19 protein-coding genes are annotated in these 20,258 nt (G+C 62.2%); 5 read left to right on the top strand and 14 right to left on the bottom strand.

From position 1 onward, the window contains the following. Positions 1-69 precede the first annotated feature (69 nt). From KZJ38_RS16030 to KZJ38_RS16015, 4 genes are all read right to left on the bottom strand, one after another. Positions 70-1,965 (bottom strand): PAS domain S-box protein, encoded by a 1,896-nt coding sequence (locus KZJ38_RS16030; RefSeq protein ID WP_219797109.1) that lies wholly within the window; start codon positions 1,963-1,965, stop codon positions 70-72. 447 nt (positions 1,966-2,412) lie between these two features. Continuing rightward, positions 2,413-2,730, bottom strand: coding sequence for a LysR family transcriptional regulator (locus tag KZJ38_RS16025; protein WP_219797107.1), 318 nt, complete (start codon positions 2,728-2,730; stop codon positions 2,413-2,415). 20 nt (positions 2,731-2,750) lie between these two features. Beyond that, a complete protein-coding gene (locus KZJ38_RS16020) occupies positions 2,751-3,050 on the bottom strand; it encodes a hypothetical protein (protein WP_219797105.1) in 300 nt (99 codons plus the stop codon). A gap of 79 nt (positions 3,051-3,129) precedes the next feature. After that, a complete protein-coding gene (locus tag KZJ38_RS16015) occupies positions 3,130-3,276 on the bottom strand; it encodes a DUF3563 family protein (RefSeq protein WP_219797104.1) in 147 nt (48 codons plus the stop codon). A 337-nt stretch (positions 3,277-3,613) separates the two neighbouring features. On the opposite strand from KZJ38_RS16015, the gene KZJ38_RS16010 reads away from it, so the two are divergent. The 4 genes from KZJ38_RS16010 (at position 3,614) to KZJ38_RS15995 (ending at position 7,197) form a co-directional block, all read left to right on the top strand. Then, entirely contained in the window at positions 3,614-4,045 is a 432-nt protein-coding gene (locus KZJ38_RS16010; RefSeq protein WP_219797102.1) for an HPF/RaiA family ribosome-associated protein, read from the top strand. Between the two features lie 338 nt (positions 4,046-4,383). After that, positions 4,384-5,517: an FAD-dependent oxidoreductase gene (locus KZJ38_RS16005; RefSeq protein WP_219797100.1), complete on the top strand. Its 1,134-nt coding sequence runs from the start codon at positions 4,384-4,386 to the stop codon at positions 5,515-5,517. Next, on the top strand, positions 5,510-6,295 hold the full coding sequence (locus KZJ38_RS16000) for an HAD family hydrolase (protein WP_219797098.1): 786 nt from the start codon (positions 5,510-5,512) through the stop codon (positions 6,293-6,295). The genes KZJ38_RS16005 and KZJ38_RS16000 overlap by 8 nt, the downstream gene beginning before the upstream one ends. Next, positions 6,292-7,197 carry an AEC family transporter gene (locus KZJ38_RS15995; RefSeq protein WP_219797096.1) on the top strand — a complete coding sequence of 302 codons (906 nt, stop codon included), beginning with the start codon at positions 6,292-6,294 and terminating at the stop codon, positions 7,195-7,197. The genes KZJ38_RS16000 and KZJ38_RS15995 overlap by 4 nt, the downstream gene beginning before the upstream one ends. A gap of 66 nt (positions 7,198-7,263) precedes the next feature. Here the strand turns inward: KZJ38_RS15995 and KZJ38_RS15990 are convergent, their stop codons facing one another. From KZJ38_RS15990 to KZJ38_RS15965, 6 genes are all read right to left on the bottom strand, one after another. Next, positions 7,264-9,582: an FdhF/YdeP family oxidoreductase gene (locus KZJ38_RS15990; RefSeq protein WP_219797094.1), complete on the bottom strand. Its 2,319-nt coding sequence runs from the start codon at positions 9,580-9,582 to the stop codon at positions 7,264-7,266. Between the two features lie 152 nt (positions 9,583-9,734). Further along, complete coding sequence (locus KZJ38_RS15985; protein ID WP_219797093.1) at positions 9,735-9,884, bottom strand: hypothetical protein; 150 nt, start codon at positions 9,882-9,884, stop codon at positions 9,735-9,737. A 78-nt stretch (positions 9,885-9,962) separates the two neighbouring features. Then, a complete protein-coding gene (gene cydB, locus KZJ38_RS15980; protein ID WP_219797091.1) occupies positions 9,963-10,961 on the bottom strand; it encodes a cytochrome d ubiquinol oxidase subunit II in 999 nt (332 codons plus the stop codon). Positions 10,962-11,117: 156 nt separating this feature from the next. Continuing rightward, positions 11,118-12,506, bottom strand: a complete 1,389-nt coding sequence (locus KZJ38_RS15975) for a cytochrome ubiquinol oxidase subunit I (RefSeq protein WP_219797089.1) — start codon at positions 12,504-12,506, stop codon at positions 11,118-11,120. A gap of 304 nt (positions 12,507-12,810) precedes the next feature. Next, complete coding sequence (locus KZJ38_RS15970; RefSeq protein ID WP_219797087.1) at positions 12,811-13,137, bottom strand: ArsR/SmtB family transcription factor; 327 nt, start codon at positions 13,135-13,137, stop codon at positions 12,811-12,813. 492 nt (positions 13,138-13,629) lie between these two features. Continuing rightward, positions 13,630-14,130 (bottom strand): DUF2165 family protein, encoded by a 501-nt coding sequence (locus KZJ38_RS15965; protein WP_219797085.1) that lies wholly within the window; start codon positions 14,128-14,130, stop codon positions 13,630-13,632. 242 nt (positions 14,131-14,372) lie between these two features. Between KZJ38_RS15965 and KZJ38_RS15960 the strand changes: the two genes are divergently transcribed. Then, positions 14,373-15,662: an acyl-CoA dehydrogenase family protein gene (locus KZJ38_RS15960; RefSeq protein ID WP_219797083.1), complete on the top strand. Its 1,290-nt coding sequence runs from the start codon at positions 14,373-14,375 to the stop codon at positions 15,660-15,662. Between the two features lie 166 nt (positions 15,663-15,828). Here the strand turns inward: KZJ38_RS15960 and galE are convergent, their stop codons facing one another. The 4 genes from galE to KZJ38_RS15940 all read right to left on the bottom strand — a co-directional run bounded on the left by galE (position 15,829) and on the right by KZJ38_RS15940 (position 20,216). Next, on the bottom strand, positions 15,829-16,851 hold the full coding sequence (galE, locus tag KZJ38_RS15955; protein WP_219797082.1) for a UDP-glucose 4-epimerase GalE: 1,023 nt from the start codon (positions 16,849-16,851) through the stop codon (positions 15,829-15,831). An 11-nt stretch (positions 16,852-16,862) separates the two neighbouring features. Further along, the gene (locus tag KZJ38_RS15950; RefSeq protein ID WP_219797080.1) at positions 16,863-18,020 is read right to left on the bottom strand and encodes a glycosyltransferase family 4 protein; all 1,158 of its coding nucleotides are present in this window, start codon (positions 18,018-18,020) and stop codon (positions 16,863-16,865) included. Positions 18,021-18,030: 10 nt separating this feature from the next. Beyond that, positions 18,031-18,798 carry a glycosyltransferase gene (locus KZJ38_RS15945; RefSeq protein ID WP_246641782.1) on the bottom strand — a complete coding sequence of 256 codons (768 nt, stop codon included), beginning with the start codon at positions 18,796-18,798 and terminating at the stop codon, positions 18,031-18,033. Positions 18,799-18,941: 143 nt separating this feature from the next. After that, positions 18,942-20,216 carry an oligosaccharide flippase family protein gene (locus tag KZJ38_RS15940; RefSeq protein WP_219797077.1) on the bottom strand — a complete coding sequence of 425 codons (1,275 nt, stop codon included), beginning with the start codon at positions 20,214-20,216 and terminating at the stop codon, positions 18,942-18,944. Positions 20,217-20,258 lie beyond the last annotated feature (42 nt).

Raw genomic sequence — 20,258 nt, 5'->3', positions numbered from 1 at the left:
TTGCTGATAAAGCGATACAGCGGAAAAATTATTCCTGTCGGAGCGCCTTTGCGCCCAAACTGCACCTCGTTATGCGGCTTTTTTTGCAAGCGGGGGCAGGATGCACTCGAATGTCGCTCCATGCATTTCGTTATTGAAAGCCGAGATCCTGCCGCCGTGCGCATCGATGATCGACCGGCAGATCGACAGGCCCATGCCCATGCCATGCGCCTTCGTACTGAAGAATGCATCGAACAGGCGTTCCGCATGCCTAGGGTCTATCCCAGTGCCGCAATCGCGCACCGCAAGCTGCACGTCGCCCGCGGGCGTCAGCGTCGTCTCGATCGACAGCTCGCGTGACCATTCGGTAACGCCTTCCATCGACTGAATCCCATTCATCACGAGATTGATCAGCACCTGCTGCAGCTGAACGCGATCGCCGAGCACCGGCGGCAGCAGCGGCGCAAGCCGCACGCGTAACGGCACCTGGTGGCTCAGCACTTCGCGCTGCGTCAGTGAGACGACGTCGTTGACCACATCGTTGAGTTCGAGCGGCACCTTCTGCCCGGTATCTTTCTTCGCGAGCGTGCGAATGCGCCGCACGATTTCAGTGGCGCGCCGTCCTTCGCCGATCATGCGCGTGACGCCCGCGCGCACCTCGTCGGGCTGCGGCGTGCGATGGTCGAGCCAGCGCAGGCAGGCTTCGCCGTTCGTGACGATTGCCGCGAGCGGCTGCCCGACTTCGTGCGCGATCGACGCGGATAGCTCGCCTAGCGTCGTCACCCGCGTCACGCGCGCGAGTTCCGCTTGCGCGTGATGCAATTGTTGCTCCGCTTGCCGCGCTTGCGTCACATCCATGACCGCGCCGGCGTAATGAAGCCGCTCGGGCTCGTCTTTCATCACATGCGCGACCACATGCAGGTATTTCACGGCGCCGTCGGGCATCACCAGACGAAACTCGAAGTCGAAATCATGCTTGTGCGTCGACGCTCGGCCGATCGTGTCGCGAAACCGCTCGACATCGTCGACATGCACGCGTTGCATCACGAGTTCGAGGGTTGGCACGATGCCCGGGTCGAACTCGAAAATCCGGAACGTCTGCTCAGACCAGAGCACCTCGCCGCTCCAGACGTTCCAGCCGAAGCTGCCCGTGCGGCTTAAGCGCTGCGCTTCGGCCAGATAGGTCGCCTGGCTGCGCCGCAACGCTTCCTCGGCCTGTTTGCGCGCCGTGATGTCGTTGCCGGTCTCGAGTATCGCGTCGGGGCGCCCGCCGCCATTGCGCTGTAGCGACCAGCGGCTTGCAATCACCAGAACGGTGCCGTCGCGCCGCGTGTGAATCAGTTCGCCATCCCAGCGCCCCGTGCGCAGGACGGTCGCGGTCACTTCCTCGAGCGATGTCGGAAAGCGCGTCTTGAGCAGCAGATGAATGCACTCGCCGATGGCGTCACGCTTCTTCCAGCCGTACATCTCCTCGGCGCCGTAATTCCAGAACAGGATTGCCCCATCCATGTCGCGCACGATAATCGTGTCGTGCGTGAGATCGAGCAGGCGTGCCTGCTCGAGCTGCGTCGCGCCGAGCGAGCGCGCGTGCCGCACGAGGCCGGTGGTCGCGAATGCCGCGATCAGAAACGTCACTAAAGCGGGTACGTCCTGTTTGTATTGAATTTCGAAGGTGAGGACCGGCGGGATAAAAAAGTAGTCGATACAGAGCACCGCCATGACGGAGAGCCCGATCGACATCACGTAGCTGCCCACCAGTGAAATCAGCACCACCGCAATCAGAAAGATCGATTCGGCGGCAATCGGATTGAGTCCAAATTTGTAGCACACCCAACCGAGCACGCCGAGTGCAACGAATCCGCCGCCCCAGCCGAACACGAGCCGGCGCAGCGCATCGGACGGATGGGCGAGATCGGCGCGCATCCAGCGCACCCATGCATCCCGCCAACGGCTGTTGCGTGGTGTCGCTTCAAAGAGCGAGGTCATGGCTTCCGGACAAGGTCACAAAGTCACTCGATCGTCGATGCATGCAGGAGCGGGTCGTTACTGATCTAAGGCGACCCGGGGCGACTGCGGCGCATGGTCAGCGCGCGTGGTCGCGAGGCCGCCGTGTCTCGTCGGGCGACGTGCCGGTTCAAGACAGGCGGTCAATCTGATCTTACCCGCGCACGCGCTTCGCATATATCGAAGCGGAAAGCTATTCCGTCGAAAACGAAAAACCGTGCGATTCTGTAAGGAAATCGTCTGTGGAAAGCGCGGGGGTCGGAATGGACTGCGGCGGTTTTGACGGCACGTGTCGATGAACGTCGCGGAGCGGGCGCAGTGGCGTTCAGTTTAGCGCGTGCGCAAGCGTTGAGCACGGGAGTATTGCGGGAGATAGGGCAGGAAGCGTATGGGTATGGAGAAAAGGACGGGCTGCTATGAGTATCGCGATCAATCGGCTCGCGCCGTTGCAACGCTGCGTGCACGCATGTCGTCGTTTCTGCTCGCTTTCGCGTAGTTTTTCAGTGCGCCTTCAAGTTCTTCGCCGAGTAGAAAGATTTCTTCTGCATAGCCCGCTGCGACGTGGCCTGCTTCGGTGAGCTGCACATTGCGCCCGGCACGCTCGAACAGCTGGCAACCGAGGCGCGCTTCGAGCACCTTGATCTGCCCGCTTAGCGTTTGCGGCGTGATATGAATCCGCTGTCCCGCGCGGATCATGCCGCCGGTGCGGGCGGCCATCCAGAAGTAGTACAGGTGTTTGAAGTTCATCGCTTGACTCCGCAACGGTACTAGTCGCGCAGATTGCCGAGGATCTGCGCGTTTAGTTTGCTCGTCTCGAGTTCGAGCAAACGCGCTTCGACGTCGCAACGGCAATCATGGCCGTGCGCATCAGTGTCCCGAGCGCGTTTGAGAAGACGCGCGAGAGCGGCACGCATGCGCGCAAGGAAGCCCGGCGCTGCGGTAGCCGCCGAACGCGTGATATCGGCCCGTTTATCGATTGTCGAGACACGCGGACGCAGGCCGAAGTTGACGCGCAGTACCGCCGCGTCGGCTTGCTCGGGGCAGTGTGAAAGCGGTTCGAATTTCATGGCGATCTCCTGGTAACCCGGAGGGTCTGATGGGTCGCATGGCGCGGGCCATGTGTCGATGGGAAAGCCCGCGCGTGGTTCAGAACGAATAGCCGTTACGTTCGATGCGGCGCATGCGCTGCTCGACGTCGGCGAGGTCGCTTGCCTGAGCGAGATAGTCGTGACGGCGCTGCTCTTCAGCGCGTTCGATCCATTGGCCCAGCTTTTCGAGGAAATACGCAAACATGATGTCTCTCCAATCACTCGTGAAACGCTCGCGGCCTGGTGGAACTGCAGCCGCGATCCGGTCGACGTGCTCATGAACCGATGGATTTGCCCTGTCCGTTAAGGCTGGATGAGGCGTGGCCCGTCGATGGCATGCATCGTAGAGATCGAGAATGAGGCGAAAGTGAGCGTCGCGATCGATGTGAGCAGGCGCGCGTGTATGAAGTGTTTCCTGTGGCTGATGGCGTGTCACTTCGAATCAACCGAACCGTCCATCAGAAAAATTCGACTGTTCGCCGCACACGCGTCACCGTAGATTGGTGACTGCCAGCTAATGTGATCTCGAAGGAGACGACACCATGGAAATCAGCATTCAGACCTCAGGCCTTCAATTGTCGCGTCGCGAATCGGACGCGCTTCGCGAGCATGTGCACAAGCGGATCAGGGAAACCTTCGCGCGTATCGCACGGCGCATCTCGCACGTGAGCGTGCATCTCGAAGATGTCGACGGACCGCGCGGCGGCGGACATGCAATGCATTGCCTCGTGAAGGTCGGCATCGGCGGATCGACCGCGGCGCTTGCGCAAGGGCGCGACCGCAATCTGTTCGCGCTCGTGAACCGCGTATCCGCGTGCGCAGCGGGCAATACGCTAAAGCGCCTGAAACGGCGCATCGATATCGCTTCGCTCAGAAAAAAGAACGGACCTCCGGATAACGGACCTGGCGACAAAGAACCGGCGCCGAAGGAGCCGAGCGTGCCTGCCGTACCGATCTGCATGAGCTTCACCTGACATGCGAGGTTGAAGCGAAGCTTAGGCATAGCTCAGGCAGATAGCTTAGACAGACCTGAAACACGCCGTTTGAGGGCGATGCAGCGAACGCTGCATCGCCCTTTTTGTTTTCTTCGAGCAGCAGTCGTTACCCCCGGCCACGCAGTCCTCATTTTCAAATCATTGTCGGCCTCTACGATGCGTTCGTCGACGTCGTCAATGCCGGCTTCGGGTGAAACCGGCAACAGCATTGTCACTGCCGGGGCCTTACGTCGGCGTATTCGCGGCGGACACGCACCCACTGTCGTTCACCGCGGCGTATACCCAAGGCCCTTGGCCCCATCGAAAGGGGAACTACTGTGAAATACGATTGCGTGATTATCGGAGCAGGAATTCAAGGCCTCGTTCTTCTCGATCAGGCGCTTGGACACGGACTGAACGCATGCTGCATCGACCGCCAGCCGCGTGTCGGCGACGGCCAGACGCTGCGCTCGCAGTTCTATATCCATCGAGGCCATTTCTATACCGAGCGCGACCTGATCGACCAGTTGCACGAGGCGTATCCGAAGTGGCGCGAACTCGTGCGGCGCCTGCGCATCAATGTGCGTTCGACCGACTCGTATGTCGGCTTCGTCGGCGATCCGAGCGCGTGGATCAAGATGTGGACGCTGTGCGAACTGCCGTATGCATCGGTCACGACCTGCCCGCCGATTCTCGAAGGGAACCGCCTCGCGCATATCTACCGCTTCCCGCACATGATGTTCGACGGCCGCGAAATGCTCGCGAAGCTCGTGCAGCGCAATCGCAACAGCCTCAAGTTCGGCTCGATCGATTCGATCGACGAATGGGGCAGCGGCTACCGGATGCGCGTGGACGACAGCACGATCGACACGAACCATATCGTGATGTGCGCGGGCGCCGGCACCCCGGAGCTGGTCGGCATGCTGCCGTACGTGCGCAAGGACGTGCCCGTGCAGACGCGCGCCTGCCAGGTGCTCGCGATGCGCGGCCCCGTGCCCGATTCGAGCATTGTCGTACCCGATGCGCAGATGTTTATCGCGCCGCAGTACGAAGCGAACGGCTCGCCCGTGCTGCTGTACACACACGGCACGGACCCGGTGCTCGAAAACGGCAAGCCGTCCACCGTCAATGCAAACCGGTTGCACGCGCAACTGAATGCACTGAAGTCGGTGCTGCCGGGTCTTCATGCGACAGCGTGCGAGCGCACGCTGTATCTCGCGCAAAAGACCGAAAGCGCGGAGCTTGGCGTCGGCAAGCGGCCGAACGGCGCGTTCGTCGAGCGCATCGCCGATGGCGTGGTCTGCGTGTTGCCGACCAAGCTGTCGCTGGCGATCAACGCATCGGAAAGCGCGCTCGCGCTGATCGAACCCGAGCACGTGCCGATGCATGCGGAACCGCTGGTCGGCGTGCGTACGCATCTGCTTCACGCCGCCGCTGAAATGCGCTTTATGAGCGAGGTGAGCCATGTCTAAACTCTTTATCGGCCTCGATCGCGATGGCACGATCGATATGCCCGGATTGCCGGCGCCCGCGCGGCTCGTCGAACAGCTGCGCCGCATGCAGCAGGATGGCGCCAAGGTGTTTATCGCATCCGGCAAGAGCTACGACGTCCTGACGGACGTCTGCGCGGGCCTCGGTCTCGAGCCGTGGATGTATTGCTGCGAGAACGGCGGGCATATCGTGATTCCGCACACGGGCCGCGAATATGTGTTCTCCGAAGGCACCGACCTGCAGTTCTTTATCGAACACGTCGGCGAGCTCGCCTTGCCGCCGTATTGCGATGAACCGAAGCGCTCGATCTGGTCGAAGAAGTTCGGCAGCGAATCGCTGGCCGCAAAACGTGTGATCGACGAGTTTGTCGCGCGCCATCACCTGCGGCTCAATGTGTTCGCCTATCCGGACGGTGACGGCGGACTCGACGTCGTGCCCGACGGCATCGACAAGTCGAACCTGCTGCCGCTGTTGCCCGACGACGCCGTGGTCCACTTCTTCGGCGACGGTGAAAACGACCTCGGCATGATGCGCTCGCCCGGCGTCGTGCCGCATACCGTGGCGAACGGCAAGCAGGCGGTCAAGCAATGCGTCGCTGAAAAGGGCGGCCATATCGCCGACGAACCGGCCGGATACGGCGTATGCAGCGTACTCGCGCAATTGCGCGCCGAGTGGCTTGCCGCGCGCGTCTACGGCAATGCGCTGCCGGGCTTGTGCATCGGTGGCATCCGCTACGAACTGCGCGCGAGGAACCCATGACTGCCCAATTTGTTGTTTCGTTGATGTGCTTCGCGGCCGGCTTCGGCAGCCAGAGGCTGCAAGTCGCGGGCGAGAAAGCGGTGTCGGCGTTGTCGTCGCTGATCTCGTGGGTGTTGCTGCCGGCGGTCATCATCGCGGCGATGAGTCAGCTGCATCTGTCGAAAGACGTGATGCTGTTGCCGGCGGCAAACCTGTTCGTGGTCGGCGCTCTGCTCGCCATCGCGGCGATTGCCGCACGCTTTTTCGGCGTCAAGCGGCAAACGGCGGGCGCGGCGGTGATCGCGTTCGGCACGCTCGAGGGCGGCAGCATCGGGCTTGCGCTCGTGCTGTCGCTGTTCGGCACGAAGCTGTTGCCGCAGTTCTTCGTGTTCGACATCGTGCACGCGTTGCTGCTGTTCACGGTCACCTATCTCGTGGCGTGTCTGTACGGCGGGGAAGGGAAGCTGTCGGGCAAGCTGATTCGCGACTTTCTGCTCGGGCCGATTCCGATGGCGGTGATCGCGGGCCTCGCGCTGAACGTGTCCGGCGTGCATCTGAACGCGGCGATCGGCTCCGTGCTCAATGCGGCCGGCTATCTGATCCTGCCCGCGGTGCTCGGCATACTCGGCTTGCGCTTTACGTTCCGCAAGGAGTATCTCGCGATGTCGCTTGCGCTGACCTTCGCGAAGATCGTGCTCGGATATCTGATCGCGCTTGCGTTCGTGCTGCTGTTCGAGCCGTCGGCGGCGTCGCGTGCGGTGATTCTGCTTTCGAGCTGTTTGCCGCCGAGTTTCCTCACGCTGATCTTCGCGCAGCAACGCAAGCTCGATGCGGATTTTCTCGCGACGTTTCTGCCTGTTTCGGCATTGGTCAGCTTTACGGTGCTGTATGCGACGTTCCATCTGTTTCCGGGGTTGTTATAACCGCACACACGCGCATTGCGGCCCTGAGAGGCATCGCGATGCGCGTGCGTTATTCCCACAACAGGTTCAGGACTGCGGCGCCCACGCCCCCGACACGATATTGCGCGCCGATTTCACCATCTTCACCGGCACCGACTTGTACGACGGCGTGCGGCTGCGCTTGTCGTAGGCATAAAGCGGCACCAGCGGATTGGCCTCCGGATAGTACGCGCCGCAGCAACCGTCGGGCAGCTGATACTCGACCACCTTCATATTGCGCACGACGCGCTCGATGCCGTCGTTCGACAGCGCAACGAGATCCACCAGGTCGCCAGGATGCAGATTGCGCTTTCTGATTTCCTGCGAGTTGACGAACACGACGGCACGCTGGCCGAACACGCCGCGATAGCGGTCCGACAACGAATAGAGCGTCGTGTTGTACTGATCGTGGCTGCGCATCGTGGTGAGCCACAAGCCTTCGTCGTCGCCATGCCACGGATCTTCGTCGAGGCCTTCGAATACGGCGAAATTCGCCTTGCCGCTTGCCGTCGCCCAGATCCGCTCGCGTGCGGTCGACCCCAGATGAAAGCCGCCCGGCACGCGAATGCGTGCGTTATAGGCCTCGAATGCGGGGAACACTTCTTCGATCACATCGCGAATACGGTCGTAGTCGGCGACCAGTTCTTCCCACGGCACTTTCGACTGGTCGCCTAGTGTCGCGCGTGCGATGCCCGCCACGATCGCCGGTTCGCTTTTCAAGTGGTCGGACGCCGGCTCGTTGATGCCGGCCGACGCATGCACCATCGACATCGAATCTTCGACGGTGATCGATTGCGGTCCGGTCTCCTGAATGTCGACTTCGGTGCGCCCGAGACACGGCAGAATCAGCGCCTCCTTCGCATGCACGAGGTGGCTGCGGTTAAGCTTTGTCGAAATATGGACGGTGAGATCGAGCTTGCGCATCGCCTCCTGCAGGCGCGGCCAGTCGGGAATCGCCGCCGCGAAATTGCCGCCGAGCGCGACGAACACCTTGCAGTCGCCGGAAAGCATGGCTTCGAGCGTCGCGACGGTGTCGCGTCCATGCTGCGGCGAGGGCTTGAAGCCGAACGCCTGCTCGATGCGATCGAGCCATTCTTTGGCCGGCTTTTCGGTGATGCCGACCGTGCGGTTGCCCTGCACATTCGAATGGCCGCGCACGGGGCACAGGCCCGCTCCGGGCCGGCCGATATTGCCGCGCATCAGCGCGAGGTTCGCCATCTGCTGCACGTTTTCGGTGCCGCGATGATGCTGCGTGAGCCCCATGCCGTAGACGAGGATCACGTTCTCCGCTTCCATATAGACGTTCGCGACGGCGGTCAGGTCCGAGCGCCGCAGGCCGGATGCATGCTCGATGGCTTCCCAGCTCGTGGCGCGCAAGTCGTCGACAAGCTGTTCGAAACCCGCCGTATGGCCACGAATAAAGTCGACGTCGATCTTGCGCGGCTGGTCGTGCGCAAGCGCTTCATCGTCGGCTTCGATAATCGCTTTCATGATGCCTTTCAACGCAGCGACATCGCCGCCCACGCGCACCTGATATAGCGGATTGCTGATCGCGGTCCACGAGAGCGTGACCATCTCGACCGGATTTTGCGGCGCCTGAAAGCGCTCGAGCGCACGCTCGCGAAACGGGTTGAACGAAATGATGCGCGCCCCGCGCCGTGAGGCGTCGTGCAGGCTCGTCATCATGCGCGGGCTATTGGTGCCCGGGTTCTGGCCGAAAATGAAAATCGCGTCCGCATGGTCGAAGTCTTCGAGCAATACGGTGCCTTTGCCGACGCCGATCGATTCCGGCAAGCCGACACTCGTCGCTTCGTGACACATGTTCGAGCAATCGGGGAAGTTGCCGCTGCCGTATTCGCGCGCGAACAGCTGATAGAGAAACGCCGCTTCATTCGACGCGCGGCCCGACGTATAGAAGTCGGCCTGGTTCGGCGAAGCGAGCGCGTTCAGATGCGAGGCGATCAGCGTGAAAGCGTCGTCCCAGCCGATCGACACATAGCGGTCCGATGCGCTGTCGTAGACCATGGGGTGCGTGATACGGCCGGCCATCTCGAGGTCGAAGTCTTCCCACGCACTTAACTCGGTGACGGTGTGGTTCGCGAAGAAATCCGGCGTGCAGCGGTCCGCGGTTGCTTCCCAGGCCACGGCCTTCGCGCCGTTTTCGCAGAACTCGAACGACGACGTGTGCTTCGGATCGGGCCACGCACAGCCGGGGCAATCGAAGCCCTCGGGCTGATTCATCCGCAACAGCGTGCGTGCGCCGAATACCGGAATGCCCTGTTCGGCGAGCGCCTTGCCGGTGGCTTTCAGTGCGCCCCATCCGCCGGCCGGCTCGCGATAGATGCGGATCGATTTTCTCTCTGCCATGGTGGTGCCCCCTAAGCATAAGACGGTGTTGAACGAAGCAATGTTAGGCAGTGGCCGGCAGACGGTCTTTCAAGATTTCTAATGGTTTTTCGAAACACACGTACGCACGGCGACTGCACGAAAGGCGACGATGCAGGGCTAGTGACGCCAGGCTAGTGATGCGACGCCCATTGCACAAGCAGATGAAATGGCAGCACGACGAGAAAAGTCGCACCGAAGCCCCCACACCACAGAATGACGAGCCACATGATCCGGTTCGCGAGGCTGCGCGGGCGTACTGTCTCGACGGTGGGTTGCGACATCTTCATTCTCCTTAGGCGCGGAGTGCGGATTGATTCACGTTGCTTCGGTAGCCTTGCAGTGTGAAACCGGCGCGTGGTTTATTCGTAACCCGCGCCGGGTTCCACCTTGCCGCGGAACACCCAATAGCCGGCGGTCGTATAGAGGGTGATGATCGGAATAATGATGACCGCGCCCACGAGCGTGAACACCTGGCTCGAGTGCGGCGCGGCCGCTTCGGCGAGGGTCATCGTGTTCGGAATCGCGTAAGGCCAGATGCTGACGAGTAGCCCGATATAGCCGAGCAGGATCAGCGCAAGCGCCAGCACGAACGGCATCGCATCGCTGCGCCGTTTAACGGCCGAATACATCCACGCAGCAACGAGCAGCACGAGAATCGGCACCGGATAAAGCCGATAGCGGAACGGCGACTCGAACCAGCGTTCTGCAATATGCGGATCGGTCAGCGGCGTCCAGATCGACACCGCGGCGATAAAGCCCAGCAGCACGAGGGTGAGCGGCCCGATCAGGCCATGCATGCGCTGTTGCAGATCGCCGCTCGTCTTCAGCACGAGATAGCCGCAACCGAGCAACGCGTAAGTGGCCATCAGCCCCATGCCGGTGAAGAAGCTGAACGGTGTGACCCAGAAAAACGGATCGCCGGAGAACACGCCGTTGGTGGCCGGAATGCCGTGCAGATAGGTGCCGAGAATCACGCCCTGAAAAAACGTGGCGCCGGCCGATCCGCAGATGAACGCGACGTTCCACAGGTTTTTCGAGCGTGCCGCCTTGCCGCGAATCTCGAACGAGACGCCGCGAAAGATCAGGCAGATCAGCATGAACACGATCGGCAGATAGAGCGCGGACAGCACGATCGAATAGACGGCGGGAAACGCCGCGAGCAGGGCGGCGCCGCCGAGCACGAGCCAGGTTTCGTTGCCGTCCCAGACCGGCGCGATCGTATGCATCATCATGTCGCGTTCGGCATCGTCCGGGAAAAACGGAAAGATGATGCCGATGCCGAGATCGAAGCCGTCAAGCGCGATATACATGAAGATGCCGAGCGCAATGATTGCAGCCCAGATTGTGGTGATGACCATGCGGTGCCTCCGTGCGTGGCTTCAGTGTGCGGGTCAGGGCTGGCAGTGAACCTGTAAAGCCAGCCTGTCAATCAGTCGTGTAGTGCAGTCGTGTAACGCAGTCGCTTAGTGCAATCGCTTAGTGCAATCGCTTGGCGAAACCCGATTGGGCCGCCGTTATTCGGCAACGGCCAGCGGCCGTCTGCCGGTCGGCGAGTCGTAGCTCGCCTGTTCGGCGGGCTTGCGCTCTTCGCCTGCCGACGGGCCCTGGCGGATCAGTTTCACGATGTAGAAGATCCCGGTACCGAACACGAGGAAATAGACCATCACGAAGATCAGCAGCGAAATGCCCGCTGCTTGCGGCGTGATCGGCGAGACCGCGTCGGCCGTGCGCAGCTGCCCATAGACTACCCAAGGCTGACGTCCAACTTCGGTCGTGACCCAGCCGGCGACGAGCGAGATAAAACCGGTCGGCCCCATCAGCACCGTCAGCCAGTTGAACCAGCGCGTCTCGAACAGGCGCCCGCCGCGCCGAAGTGCGACGCCGATCAGCGCGGTCAGGATCATCAGCATGCCGAGGCCGGCCATGATGCGGAAGGTCCAGAAGATTACCGACGAATTCGGCCGGTCCTCTTTTGGAAACTCCTTGAGGCCCTTGATTTCGCCATCCCACGAATGGGTCAGAATCAGGCTGCCGAGGTGCGGAATCTGGATCGCATAGCGTGTCACTTCCGCATTCATGTCGGGAAAACCGATCAGGTTCAGCGCCGTGCCGCCGTGCTCGGTTTCCCACAGGCCTTCGATCGCGGCAATTTTCGCCGGCTGATATTTGCGCGTATTGAGCCCGTGCTGGTCGCCGACGAAGGCCTGAATCGGCGCGAGAATCAGCAGCAGCCACAGCGCCATCGAATACGTAGTCTTGACGGCCGCATCGCGCCGGCCCTTCAGCAGATGCCAGCCGCCGGTCGCCGCCACCACGAGTGCCGCCACGATAAACGCGGCCAGCGTCATATGCGCGAGGCGATACGGAAACGATGGGTTGAAGATCACCTTCCACCAGTCGACCGGCACGACATGCCCGTTCTCGATGATGAAACCCTGCGGCGTCTGCATCCAGCTATTCGATGAAAGAATCCAGAACGTCGAGATCAGCGTGCCGATCGCCACGAGTAGCGTCGCGCCGAAATGCAGCTTGGGTCCGACCTTCTCCCAGCCGAACAGCATGACGCCGAGAAAGCCCGCTTCGAGAAAGAAAGCGGTCATCACTTCATAGGTGAGGAGCGGCCCCGTGATCGGGCCGGCGAAACGCGCGAAGCCGGACCAGTTCGTGCCGAATTCGTAGGCCATCACGACACCCGATACGACACCCATGCCAAAGCCGATTGCGAAGATCTTCGCCCAGTAATGACACAGCTCCTTATAGTGCGGTTTGCCCGTTTTGAGCCATGCGAATTCGAGCACGGCAAGAAAGCTCGCTAGCCCGATGCTCAATGCCGGGAAAATGATGTGCATCGATACGGTAAATCCAAACTGGATGCGGGAAAGTTCAAGTGCGCTCGGATTCATCGTCGTACCCTGCCGTGTTTATTGCGTTCTTGAGACGGGATACGCAGCGAGGTGCGAGCCAGAAGCCGGCGCATGCACACATCGCAGGTAAAACGCGTTTCCCACGGATTACCGCACGATATATGCGCTCACCTGGCGACGATAGTCTACGGGCGTAGCGCGCGGATAAACGAAGGTTTAGGGTACACCTGCGCGCGCAATGGTGTGGTCATCGCCGCTCCGCGCCAGTCAAGGCGGGCCGCGCGGTCTGGCGAATCATTGCGCGGTTTGAGGCCAGGCCAGCGACGGCAGTGTCAAACGTGCGTTATAGAAATTTTCCGGACTTGAGAGCAATAGGCCGGCACCCGTTTCCATCGCAGCAGTAGCCCATCAGGTAGGCAAGCAGCGCATTGATTTCGTCATAGCGTGCGGCATAGATCACTGAGCGGCCTTTCGTGTGCCGCGAGACGAGCTTCGCATCGAGCAGCCGCTGCAGATGCGGCGACAACGAAGGCGCCGGCGCGTCGACGAATGACGCGAGCATGTCGGCCGAGAGCCCGGCGGGCCCGAACTGGACCAGCGTCCGGAATACCGTGAGCCGCGACTCCTGCGCAAGCGCGTGGAGCGCGGTGAGAGCGTCGGTCGTATCCATGGTGTGATGTCTCTGCGCGGTATCGGCGGTGGTGGACGCCGTGCCGTCGCTGTTATTTATGCGTTAGAAGTGAGCGTGCGTCGCAATTGATTCGGGATACGAAGCACGCTGATCAGCGCCGCGTTGTCGAAGCGGGCGATGAAAGCGTGCATCGGGTCGGCGGGCACGATGCCGCCGGTGTTTGTGGAGATGAATCTCTGCATGGTCGGCCTTTGTCGAGTGCCTGTCGTGTGTTGCAGTTGTGTGCTGCCCTTGCACTCTTAAACACGCTTCGTTTTCGCTTTATTCCGCGGGCCGCACGCGAGGCCGGAACGGCAGCCCGACAACGAACGTTGCAGAACAGGCTGTGCACGATGCAGTCAATCGACACCGGCAAGCGCAATAATCTGATGATTGCCGTCGCGCCATATGGCCCGAGGTATGAGGGGCGATATGAAGGTAGATATCTGAATTTGGATCCCGAAATGAATCAAATCGCCATGAATAAAAGGTTCAGCCCGAGACAAGATCGTCATCGCGCTGGTTGACGAAAATCAGCACGCCGGCAATGGCAACGTAAAAGCGGAACGCGCTTTCCTGCCCGTTCCAGATTTTCGATTGCCACATCGCGAACCATTCGCCGCCAACCACCATAAAGCCGAAGAACCAGATGAGAAAGCCGACGGCGAGGCCCGCGATCACGCAGCTTTTCGAACGGTTGAACACGGCGCCGCGCTCGTAACGGTTACGCCACAGCACGAGCGCGCCCGCGACGAGCAGCAGGCACGTCACGGCCTCGCCCGCGATGATCGCCCAGTAGCTCAGTTGCCACCAGGCCGGGTTAGTGGTTGCGCGGCCCAGCAGCGCATTGTGCGGAAACGTGGTGTCCATGCTCAGCACGTGCTCGACGAACAGGTAGTTCGAGCCGTAGTCGACGAGATTGTCGAACGCGACGATGCCGGCAAACGCGGCAAGCATGAGGGACAAGGCGATTTTGACGAGGCGAATGGTCATCGGTGGGGTGGGTGAGTTTGTCTGTCCCTCTGAAACAGTTAACTCGATGGGCTATTCCTCGATACCCGGAGATTGCGCTTACGCAGGAATATTCACCGGACTCGGATGTTAAGTCCTGGTAGGGCGGACGTATGTCACGAGCGCATATGAACGCCCGCCGCGCTGGCCGCGCGATTTCGGCCGGTCGTGCGCGCCGTCGCAAGTTTTATGCGAACCGGCAGCGCGCCCCATCTGGAGGTTGTATGAGTACGATCGATACGGCGAAGCGCGCAGGCACCGCGCACGCCGCCTATAACGGCAAGTCGGGCGAGCGCGGCCCGTCAGCAGGCGACCAGGCGGCCAGCGGCGCCCATGACGTTGTCGCTGCGGCTGCGGCGCTGATTCCCACGCTGCGCTCGCGCGCCGCGGAAACCGACGCGTTGTCGAAGCTGCCCGAGGCGACGATCGCCGATCTGGAGAAGGCGCGCCTCTTCGACATGGTGCGCCCCAAAATGTATGGCGGCCTTCAGGTTTCTTACGAAACCTACCTCGATACGATGATCGAGCTCGCGCGCGGCGATGGCTCGACCGCATGGACGCTCGCGCTGATGACGACGTTTACGTGGCTCACGTCGGTGTCGTACCCGCAGCATGTCGCCGACGAGATCTTCGTGCCGGGCGCGAGCGTGCGCATCTGCGGTTCGATCGGGCCGCGCCGGGCGAAGACGCGGCGTGTGGCAGGCGGCTATGTGATTGAAGACGGACTGTGGATGTACAACACCGGTTTCTATCACGCGCAATGGGATCAGCTTGGCATTCCGCTCGTCGACGAAGCCGGTGAAGTGATCGGCCGCGGCGCCGCTCTGTTGCCGATCTCGGATGTGACACCGGTCAACGACTGGGACACGATCGGCCTGCGCGGCACCGGCAGCACATCCGTCACGGTCAAGGACGTGTTCGTGCCCGACGAACGGATTGCGCCGATGGGCCGCAACCTGCAGGACGACTACGCGGCGACGCATCTGCGCGATATTCCGGCCTACCGGACGCCGGTGGTGCCGACGCTCGCGCTGCGTCTCGTGTGCCCGATGGTCGGCATGGCGCGGGCGGCCGTCGAGCTTCTGACCGAAAAGATCGGCACGCGCGGCATCGCCTTCACGACGTACGAAAAGCAGGACGAGGCGGCCGTCACCCATCTGCAGCTCGGCGAGGCGACCGCGAAGATCGATGCGGCCGAAGCGGTGCTCAGGCAGGCGATCCGCCTGCTGGAATTGGGCACGGAGCGCCGCGAGCGCATGAGCGTGGAGCAGCGCGCGCGCATGTGGCGTGATGCGGCGTTTGCGAGCCAGCTGGTATGGGAAGCGGTGGACCGCCTGGCCGGTGCATCGGGGACCGCGTTTGTCAACCGCAACGGCCCGATGAACCGGATCTGGCACGACGTGCGAGTCGCGACCATGCACGGCGCGCTCTACGCGGACACCTGCTTTGAGATTTATGGCCGCGTCGCAGCGGGGAAGGCGCCGAACACATTCCTGCTGCCGGAACCGATGTAAGGCCGCACGACGGGCGCCGCGTTTCCCGTGGCTTGCGCCGGCTCGATGCTATGACACAACGATCGATGCCGGCGCGTAACAGACACAACGGAACATCTCGGAACACATCGCGCACATCGCGCATGTCGCGCATGTCGCACACCGTGCGCGGCGCGCGGCGAATGCCTTATTCGAACCCGTTCGGATTGCGTTCCTGCCAGCGCCAGTGGTCGATGCACATGCGCTCGATGCCGTACTGCGCGCGCCAGCCGAGCAGCCGTTCGGCCGCTGCCGGATTCGCGAAGCACTGCCCGATATCGCCGGGCCGCCGCGGGCCGATTTCATACGGCACCTTGCGGCCCGACGCCTTCTCGAACGAACGGACCACGTCGAGCACGCTATAGCCCTGGCCCGTGCCGAGATTCACGACAAAGCTCTTATCGAGTTTCGCCAGCGCATCGAGCGCCTTGATATGCCCTTGCGCGAGATCGACCACATGGATGTAATCGCGCACGCCCGTGCCGTCGGGCGTATCGTAATCGCCGCCGAACACGTTGAGCTTCTCGCGCTTGCCGACCGCGACCTGCGCCACATACGGCATCAGGTTGTTCGGAATGCCGCCCGGCGCCTCGCCGATCAGGCCGCTGTCATGTGCGCCGACCGGGTTGAAGTAACGCAGCGTGGCGATGCGCCACGACGCGTCCGACACTTCGACGTCGCGCAGAATCTGCTCGGCGATCAGCTTCGACTGGCCGTACGGATTCGTTGCCGAAAGCGGAAACGATTCGTCGATCGGCGAGCTTTCCGGCACGCCGTAGACGGTAGCCGACGAGCTGAACACAAACTGCTTCACATTGCGCCGGCGCATCACGTCGAGCAGCGTCAGCAGGCTGCCGATGTTGTTCTGGTAGTACTCGATCGGTTTCGCGACCGATTCCCCCACCGCTTTCAATGCCGCGAAGTGAATCGCGCCGCTAATCGGATGGCGGTCGAAAATCTGTTCGAGGGCCGCGCTATCGCGCACGTCGGCCTCGTAGAACGCGACGCGCTTGCCCGTAATCTGCTCGACGCGTTCGAGCGATTTGCGATTGCTGTTCACGAGGTTGTCGATGACGACGACGTCGTAGCCGTCGTCGAGCAAGGCCACACATGTATGCGAGCCGATATAGCCCGCGCCGCCCGTTACCAGAATCGTGCCCTTCATCGCCATGCTTTGCTCCGTTAAAGTGTGACGCCCGTCAGATTGTTTAGCAGGTCTTTATAGCGTTCGATGACGAGCCGTTCATCGAATTCGTTCGCGACTTTCTGCCGGCCGCGTTCCGCCATGGCGCGCCGTTCCGTTTCGCTCATCTCGAGCATGCGCGCGAGTGCGTCCGCAAGGCTATCTACATTACGCACTTCACATAACAAGCCGTTGACACCATGCTCGACCACTTCGCGGCAGCCGGGCACGTCGGTCGCGACGAGCGGCCGTTCCATCGCGGCTGCTTCGAGCAGCGTGCGCGGCACGCCTTCGCGATACGACGGCAGCACCACGCAATCGGCCGCCGCGATCACGGGCCGCACGTCGTGTGCTTCGCCCAGATATTCGACGATGCCTTCCTGCTGCCACGCGTCGACATCGGCGCGCGAAATCGCGCTCGGGTTGTCGACGTTGAGCGGCCCGAGCAGCTGAAAACGCGCCTGCGGATAACGCGCGCGCAACTGGCGCGCCGCTTCGACATATTCGCCGATACCTTTATCCCACAACAGCCGGCCGATCAGTACGAAGGCGAACCGATCGGGCGAAGTACGCGGCGGCAGCGGCGCGGGCGCGAACTGTTCGAGGTCGACGCCTTCGCCATGCAGCAGACGTGCCCGCTCAGGGTACACGAGCAGCTTCTGCTCGATAAACGCGGCTTCGTCATCGCGATTCAGAAACCAGACTTCGCGCGGAAAGCGGAACGCGAAGCGGTAGAGGCGTTTCGCGACCTGCGCGGCGCGGCTGTGCTGGATAAACACATAGCCGAGACCGGTCGTGACCGCGACCGACGCGACACCCGCAAGCCGCGCGGCAACCGAGCCGTAGATATTCGGCTTGATCGTGTAGTGGAACACAACATGCGGCTGAATGCGGCGATAAAGCCGGTAGAGCTGCAACAGTGTACGCAGATCGTCGAGCGGGTTCGTGCTTTTCGAGGCGACCGCGAGTTCGATAAAGCGGCAGCCCATACCGGTCAGCAGGTCCGTCGTGCGATCGCGCGGCGCGATCACGCTGACCTCGACGCCGCGCGCGACGAGCGTGCGGATCAGCCCTTGCCGGTATGTGTAAATCGCAAACGACGTATTGCAGACGAGTACGACGCGAAGCTCGGAGGGGCGCTCGATGCGTGGTTTCATGAAGTCGCGGTTAGTGGCGCGCATAAACGACGCGTTTGATCTGCCGCAGCGTGCCGTACGGCGTGACGAAGTGCAACAGGTTCTTCGCGAGGCCAAGCCAGTCGTACAGGTTCGCGGCGTTGAAGTAATGCAGTTGCAGCTTGAGCGTCGACACGATCTGGCGGCGCCGCTTCGTTGCGCTGATGCCGCTCTCGTTCAGTTCGTAGTAAAGGCCGAGTTCGGGCAGGTTCGCGCAGTCGTAGCGCGCCATCAGCCGCAGGAACAGGTCGAGGTCTTCGGCGGAACGGTAGGCAGCGCGATAGTTGCCGACCGCGAGCACCGCGTCGATGCGCAACATCATCGAAGGGTGCACGAAGCAGGCGCGCAAGAAACGGATGCGGCGGATCGCGTGCGGATCGGCCGGCGGCGAGAGCATGAAAAGCGGCGTGCCGTCGAGCGCGACCACTTGCGCCCACATGCCGAGACCGGCCACGTTCGGATGCGCTTCGAGATACGCACGCTGTTTCGCGAGCCGTTGCGGCACTGTCACGTCGCCGGCATCGATTCGCGCTGCATAACGAAAGCCGCGCGCGGCGAGCGCTTCGATGCCGGCTTGCAAGGCGCGCTCGATACCGCCGTTTTGCGGCATCCGCAGAATCTCGACAGTCAGGTTCGGCAGCGCCGGCGCGAAGAGCGGCGGCGTGCTGCCGTCGTCGACGATCAGCACATGCACGGGCTCGCTTTCGCTGAACGACGCGAGCGTGCGCTCGACGTCGGCCTGGCCGTTGTAGGCGGGCATCAGCACCGCGACGTCGGCCAGCGAAGCGCCGTATGGCGTAGCCGAACCGCCCGGCGCGCCGGCGTGTGGCGCGTGCTTCGGCGCAGACGGGTCCGCGCGCGGGTCGGTGCGTCGCGGCGAGCGTGCGGATGCGGAAGAAGACGTCATGAGCCGAGTTTCAAACGGATGTAATAAAGATTGACCGCCGCGGCCGCCAGATACCCGGCGGCGAGCCCGACCAGCGCGCCGTATGCGCCCATGCGCGGAATCGCCAGCAGATTGACCGCGAACGCCACCGCGAGCGCGAGCAGCCATTTCGACAGCAGCACGAACTTCGCCTGGTATTTGAGCACGACGAGATTGCCGATCGCCTCGATGCCGGCCGGTACGGAAAGCCAGACGGCCCAGCGGAAAATACCGATCGCGCCTTCGTAGTCCGGCCCGAACACATGACGGATGATGAAGCCTGCGAGCAGATCGAGCACGAACGCGCCGCCCGCCATCACGGCGAACGTCATCGCCGCGAGGCGCCACATATTGCGGCGCAGCCGCGCGGCTTCGTCGACACGGTAGACGAAGGCCGGTGCAATGGTTTGCGCGAGCATCAGCGCGAGCGTGATCCAGTTTTCGTTGAGCTGCTGCGCCGCCGAATAGCGGCCGAGGTCGGCGAATGAGATCGCGCGCTCGAGCATCAGGCGGTCGAGCTTCAGGAACAGGTACATGCAAATGAGCCCGATCCAGAAGACCGTTCCGGCGCTCGCGAAATGGCGCACCAAAGGCCGCTCGATATGCCAGCCGAGCGTGCCGCCATGCCGTTTCATGTAGTACACGAGCAGAATCGCGCCGATCGCCGCCGCCTCGAGCGCCCATAGCCAGCCGAAGCTGCCGGCCGGCGCCGCGGCGCGCACCAGCAGCCAGACCAGCAGCGCCTTGACGATGGCGGTCGACATGCTCGTCAGCAGCTGCGGCTTGCTGTAAGTCATGCTCTGCAGCCACGCGTTGATCACGCCGGTAAGCGGTTCGCGAAACAGCATCGTGACCGCGAGCCCGGCGAGCATCGTGCCGACGAGCGGATCGGTAAAGTGGATGTCGCGGTTCGCCGCGATCGCGGCCCACGTAACCAGTAGCGCGGCGATGGACACGGTCAGCCGCAATACGAAGGCGCTGCCGAGCACGGTGCCGAGTTCCGCGGCGGGGCGGCGCACGATGGTCGGCACCAGAATCTCGGCGCCGCAGACCCACGTGAGCGGCGCGAGCACGAGCAGCAGCGTATTCGCATACTGCCATTTGCCGAATACGTCCGGGCCGAAGTAGCGCGCCAGCAGTCCGCTGATCGCGATCGCCACGGCGATCTGCGTCAGCCGCTCAAGCCCGAGCCAGACGATATTGGCGAATGCGCGCGTGACGTCGGGATTCGCGTAACGCTTCCATGTCAGCATCCGGCACCCGTCCGGTCGTTTGTCAAACCCGCCGAATCCGCC

The organism is Paraburkholderia edwinii, assembly GCF_019428685.1.
Classification (GTDB): Bacteria; Pseudomonadota; Gammaproteobacteria; order Burkholderiales; family Burkholderiaceae; genus Paraburkholderia; species Paraburkholderia edwinii.
This window is presented reverse-complemented; position numbering and strand designations above follow the sequence as displayed.

Excerpts from the sequence above, each read along its gene's own strand:
- KZJ38_RS16030 (WP_219797109.1), bottom strand. The coding sequence starts at position 1,965 with ATGACCTCGCTCTTTGAAGCGACACCACGCAACAGCCGTTGGCGGGAT.
- KZJ38_RS16025 (WP_219797107.1), bottom strand. The coding sequence starts at position 2,730 with ATGAACTTCAAACACCTGTACTACTTCTGGATGGCCGCCCGCACCGGC.
- KZJ38_RS16020 (WP_219797105.1), bottom strand. The coding sequence starts at position 3,050 with ATGAAATTCGAACCGCTTTCACACTGCCCCGAGCAAGCCGACGCGGCG.
- KZJ38_RS16015 (WP_219797104.1), bottom strand. The coding sequence starts at position 3,276 with ATGTTTGCGTATTTCCTCGAAAAGCTGGGCCAATGGATCGAACGCGCT.
- KZJ38_RS16010 (WP_219797102.1), top strand. The coding sequence starts at position 3,614 with ATGGAAATCAGCATTCAGACCTCAGGCCTTCAATTGTCGCGTCGCGAA.
- KZJ38_RS16000 (WP_219797098.1), top strand. The coding sequence starts at position 5,510 with ATGTCTAAACTCTTTATCGGCCTCGATCGCGATGGCACGATCGATATG.
- KZJ38_RS15995 (WP_219797096.1), top strand. The coding sequence starts at position 6,292 with ATGACTGCCCAATTTGTTGTTTCGTTGATGTGCTTCGCGGCCGGCTTC.
- KZJ38_RS15990 (WP_219797094.1), bottom strand. The coding sequence starts at position 9,582 with ATGGCAGAGAGAAAATCGATCCGCATCTATCGCGAGCCGGCCGGCGGA.
- KZJ38_RS15985 (WP_219797093.1), bottom strand. The coding sequence starts at position 9,884 with ATGTCGCAACCCACCGTCGAGACAGTACGCCCGCGCAGCCTCGCGAAC.
- cydB (WP_219797091.1), bottom strand. The coding sequence starts at position 10,961 with ATGGTCATCACCACAATCTGGGCTGCAATCATTGCGCTCGGCATCTTC.
- KZJ38_RS15975 (WP_219797089.1), bottom strand. The coding sequence starts at position 12,506 with ATGAATCCGAGCGCACTTGAACTTTCCCGCATCCAGTTTGGATTTACC.
- KZJ38_RS15970 (WP_219797087.1), bottom strand. The coding sequence starts at position 13,137 with ATGGATACGACCGACGCTCTCACCGCGCTCCACGCGCTTGCGCAGGAG.
- KZJ38_RS15965 (WP_219797085.1), bottom strand. The coding sequence starts at position 14,130 with ATGACCATTCGCCTCGTCAAAATCGCCTTGTCCCTCATGCTTGCCGCG.
- KZJ38_RS15960 (WP_219797083.1), top strand. The coding sequence starts at position 14,373 with ATGAGTACGATCGATACGGCGAAGCGCGCAGGCACCGCGCACGCCGCC.
- galE (WP_219797082.1), bottom strand. The coding sequence starts at position 16,851 with ATGGCGATGAAGGGCACGATTCTGGTAACGGGCGGCGCGGGCTATATC.
- KZJ38_RS15950 (WP_219797080.1), bottom strand. The coding sequence starts at position 18,020 with ATGAAACCACGCATCGAGCGCCCCTCCGAGCTTCGCGTCGTACTCGTC.
- KZJ38_RS15945 (WP_246641782.1), bottom strand. The coding sequence starts at position 18,798 with ATGCCCGCCTACAACGGCCAGGCCGACGTCGAGCGCACGCTCGCGTCG.
- KZJ38_RS15940 (WP_219797077.1), bottom strand. The coding sequence starts at position 20,216 with ATGCTGACATGGAAGCGTTACGCGAATCCCGACGTCACGCGCGCATTC.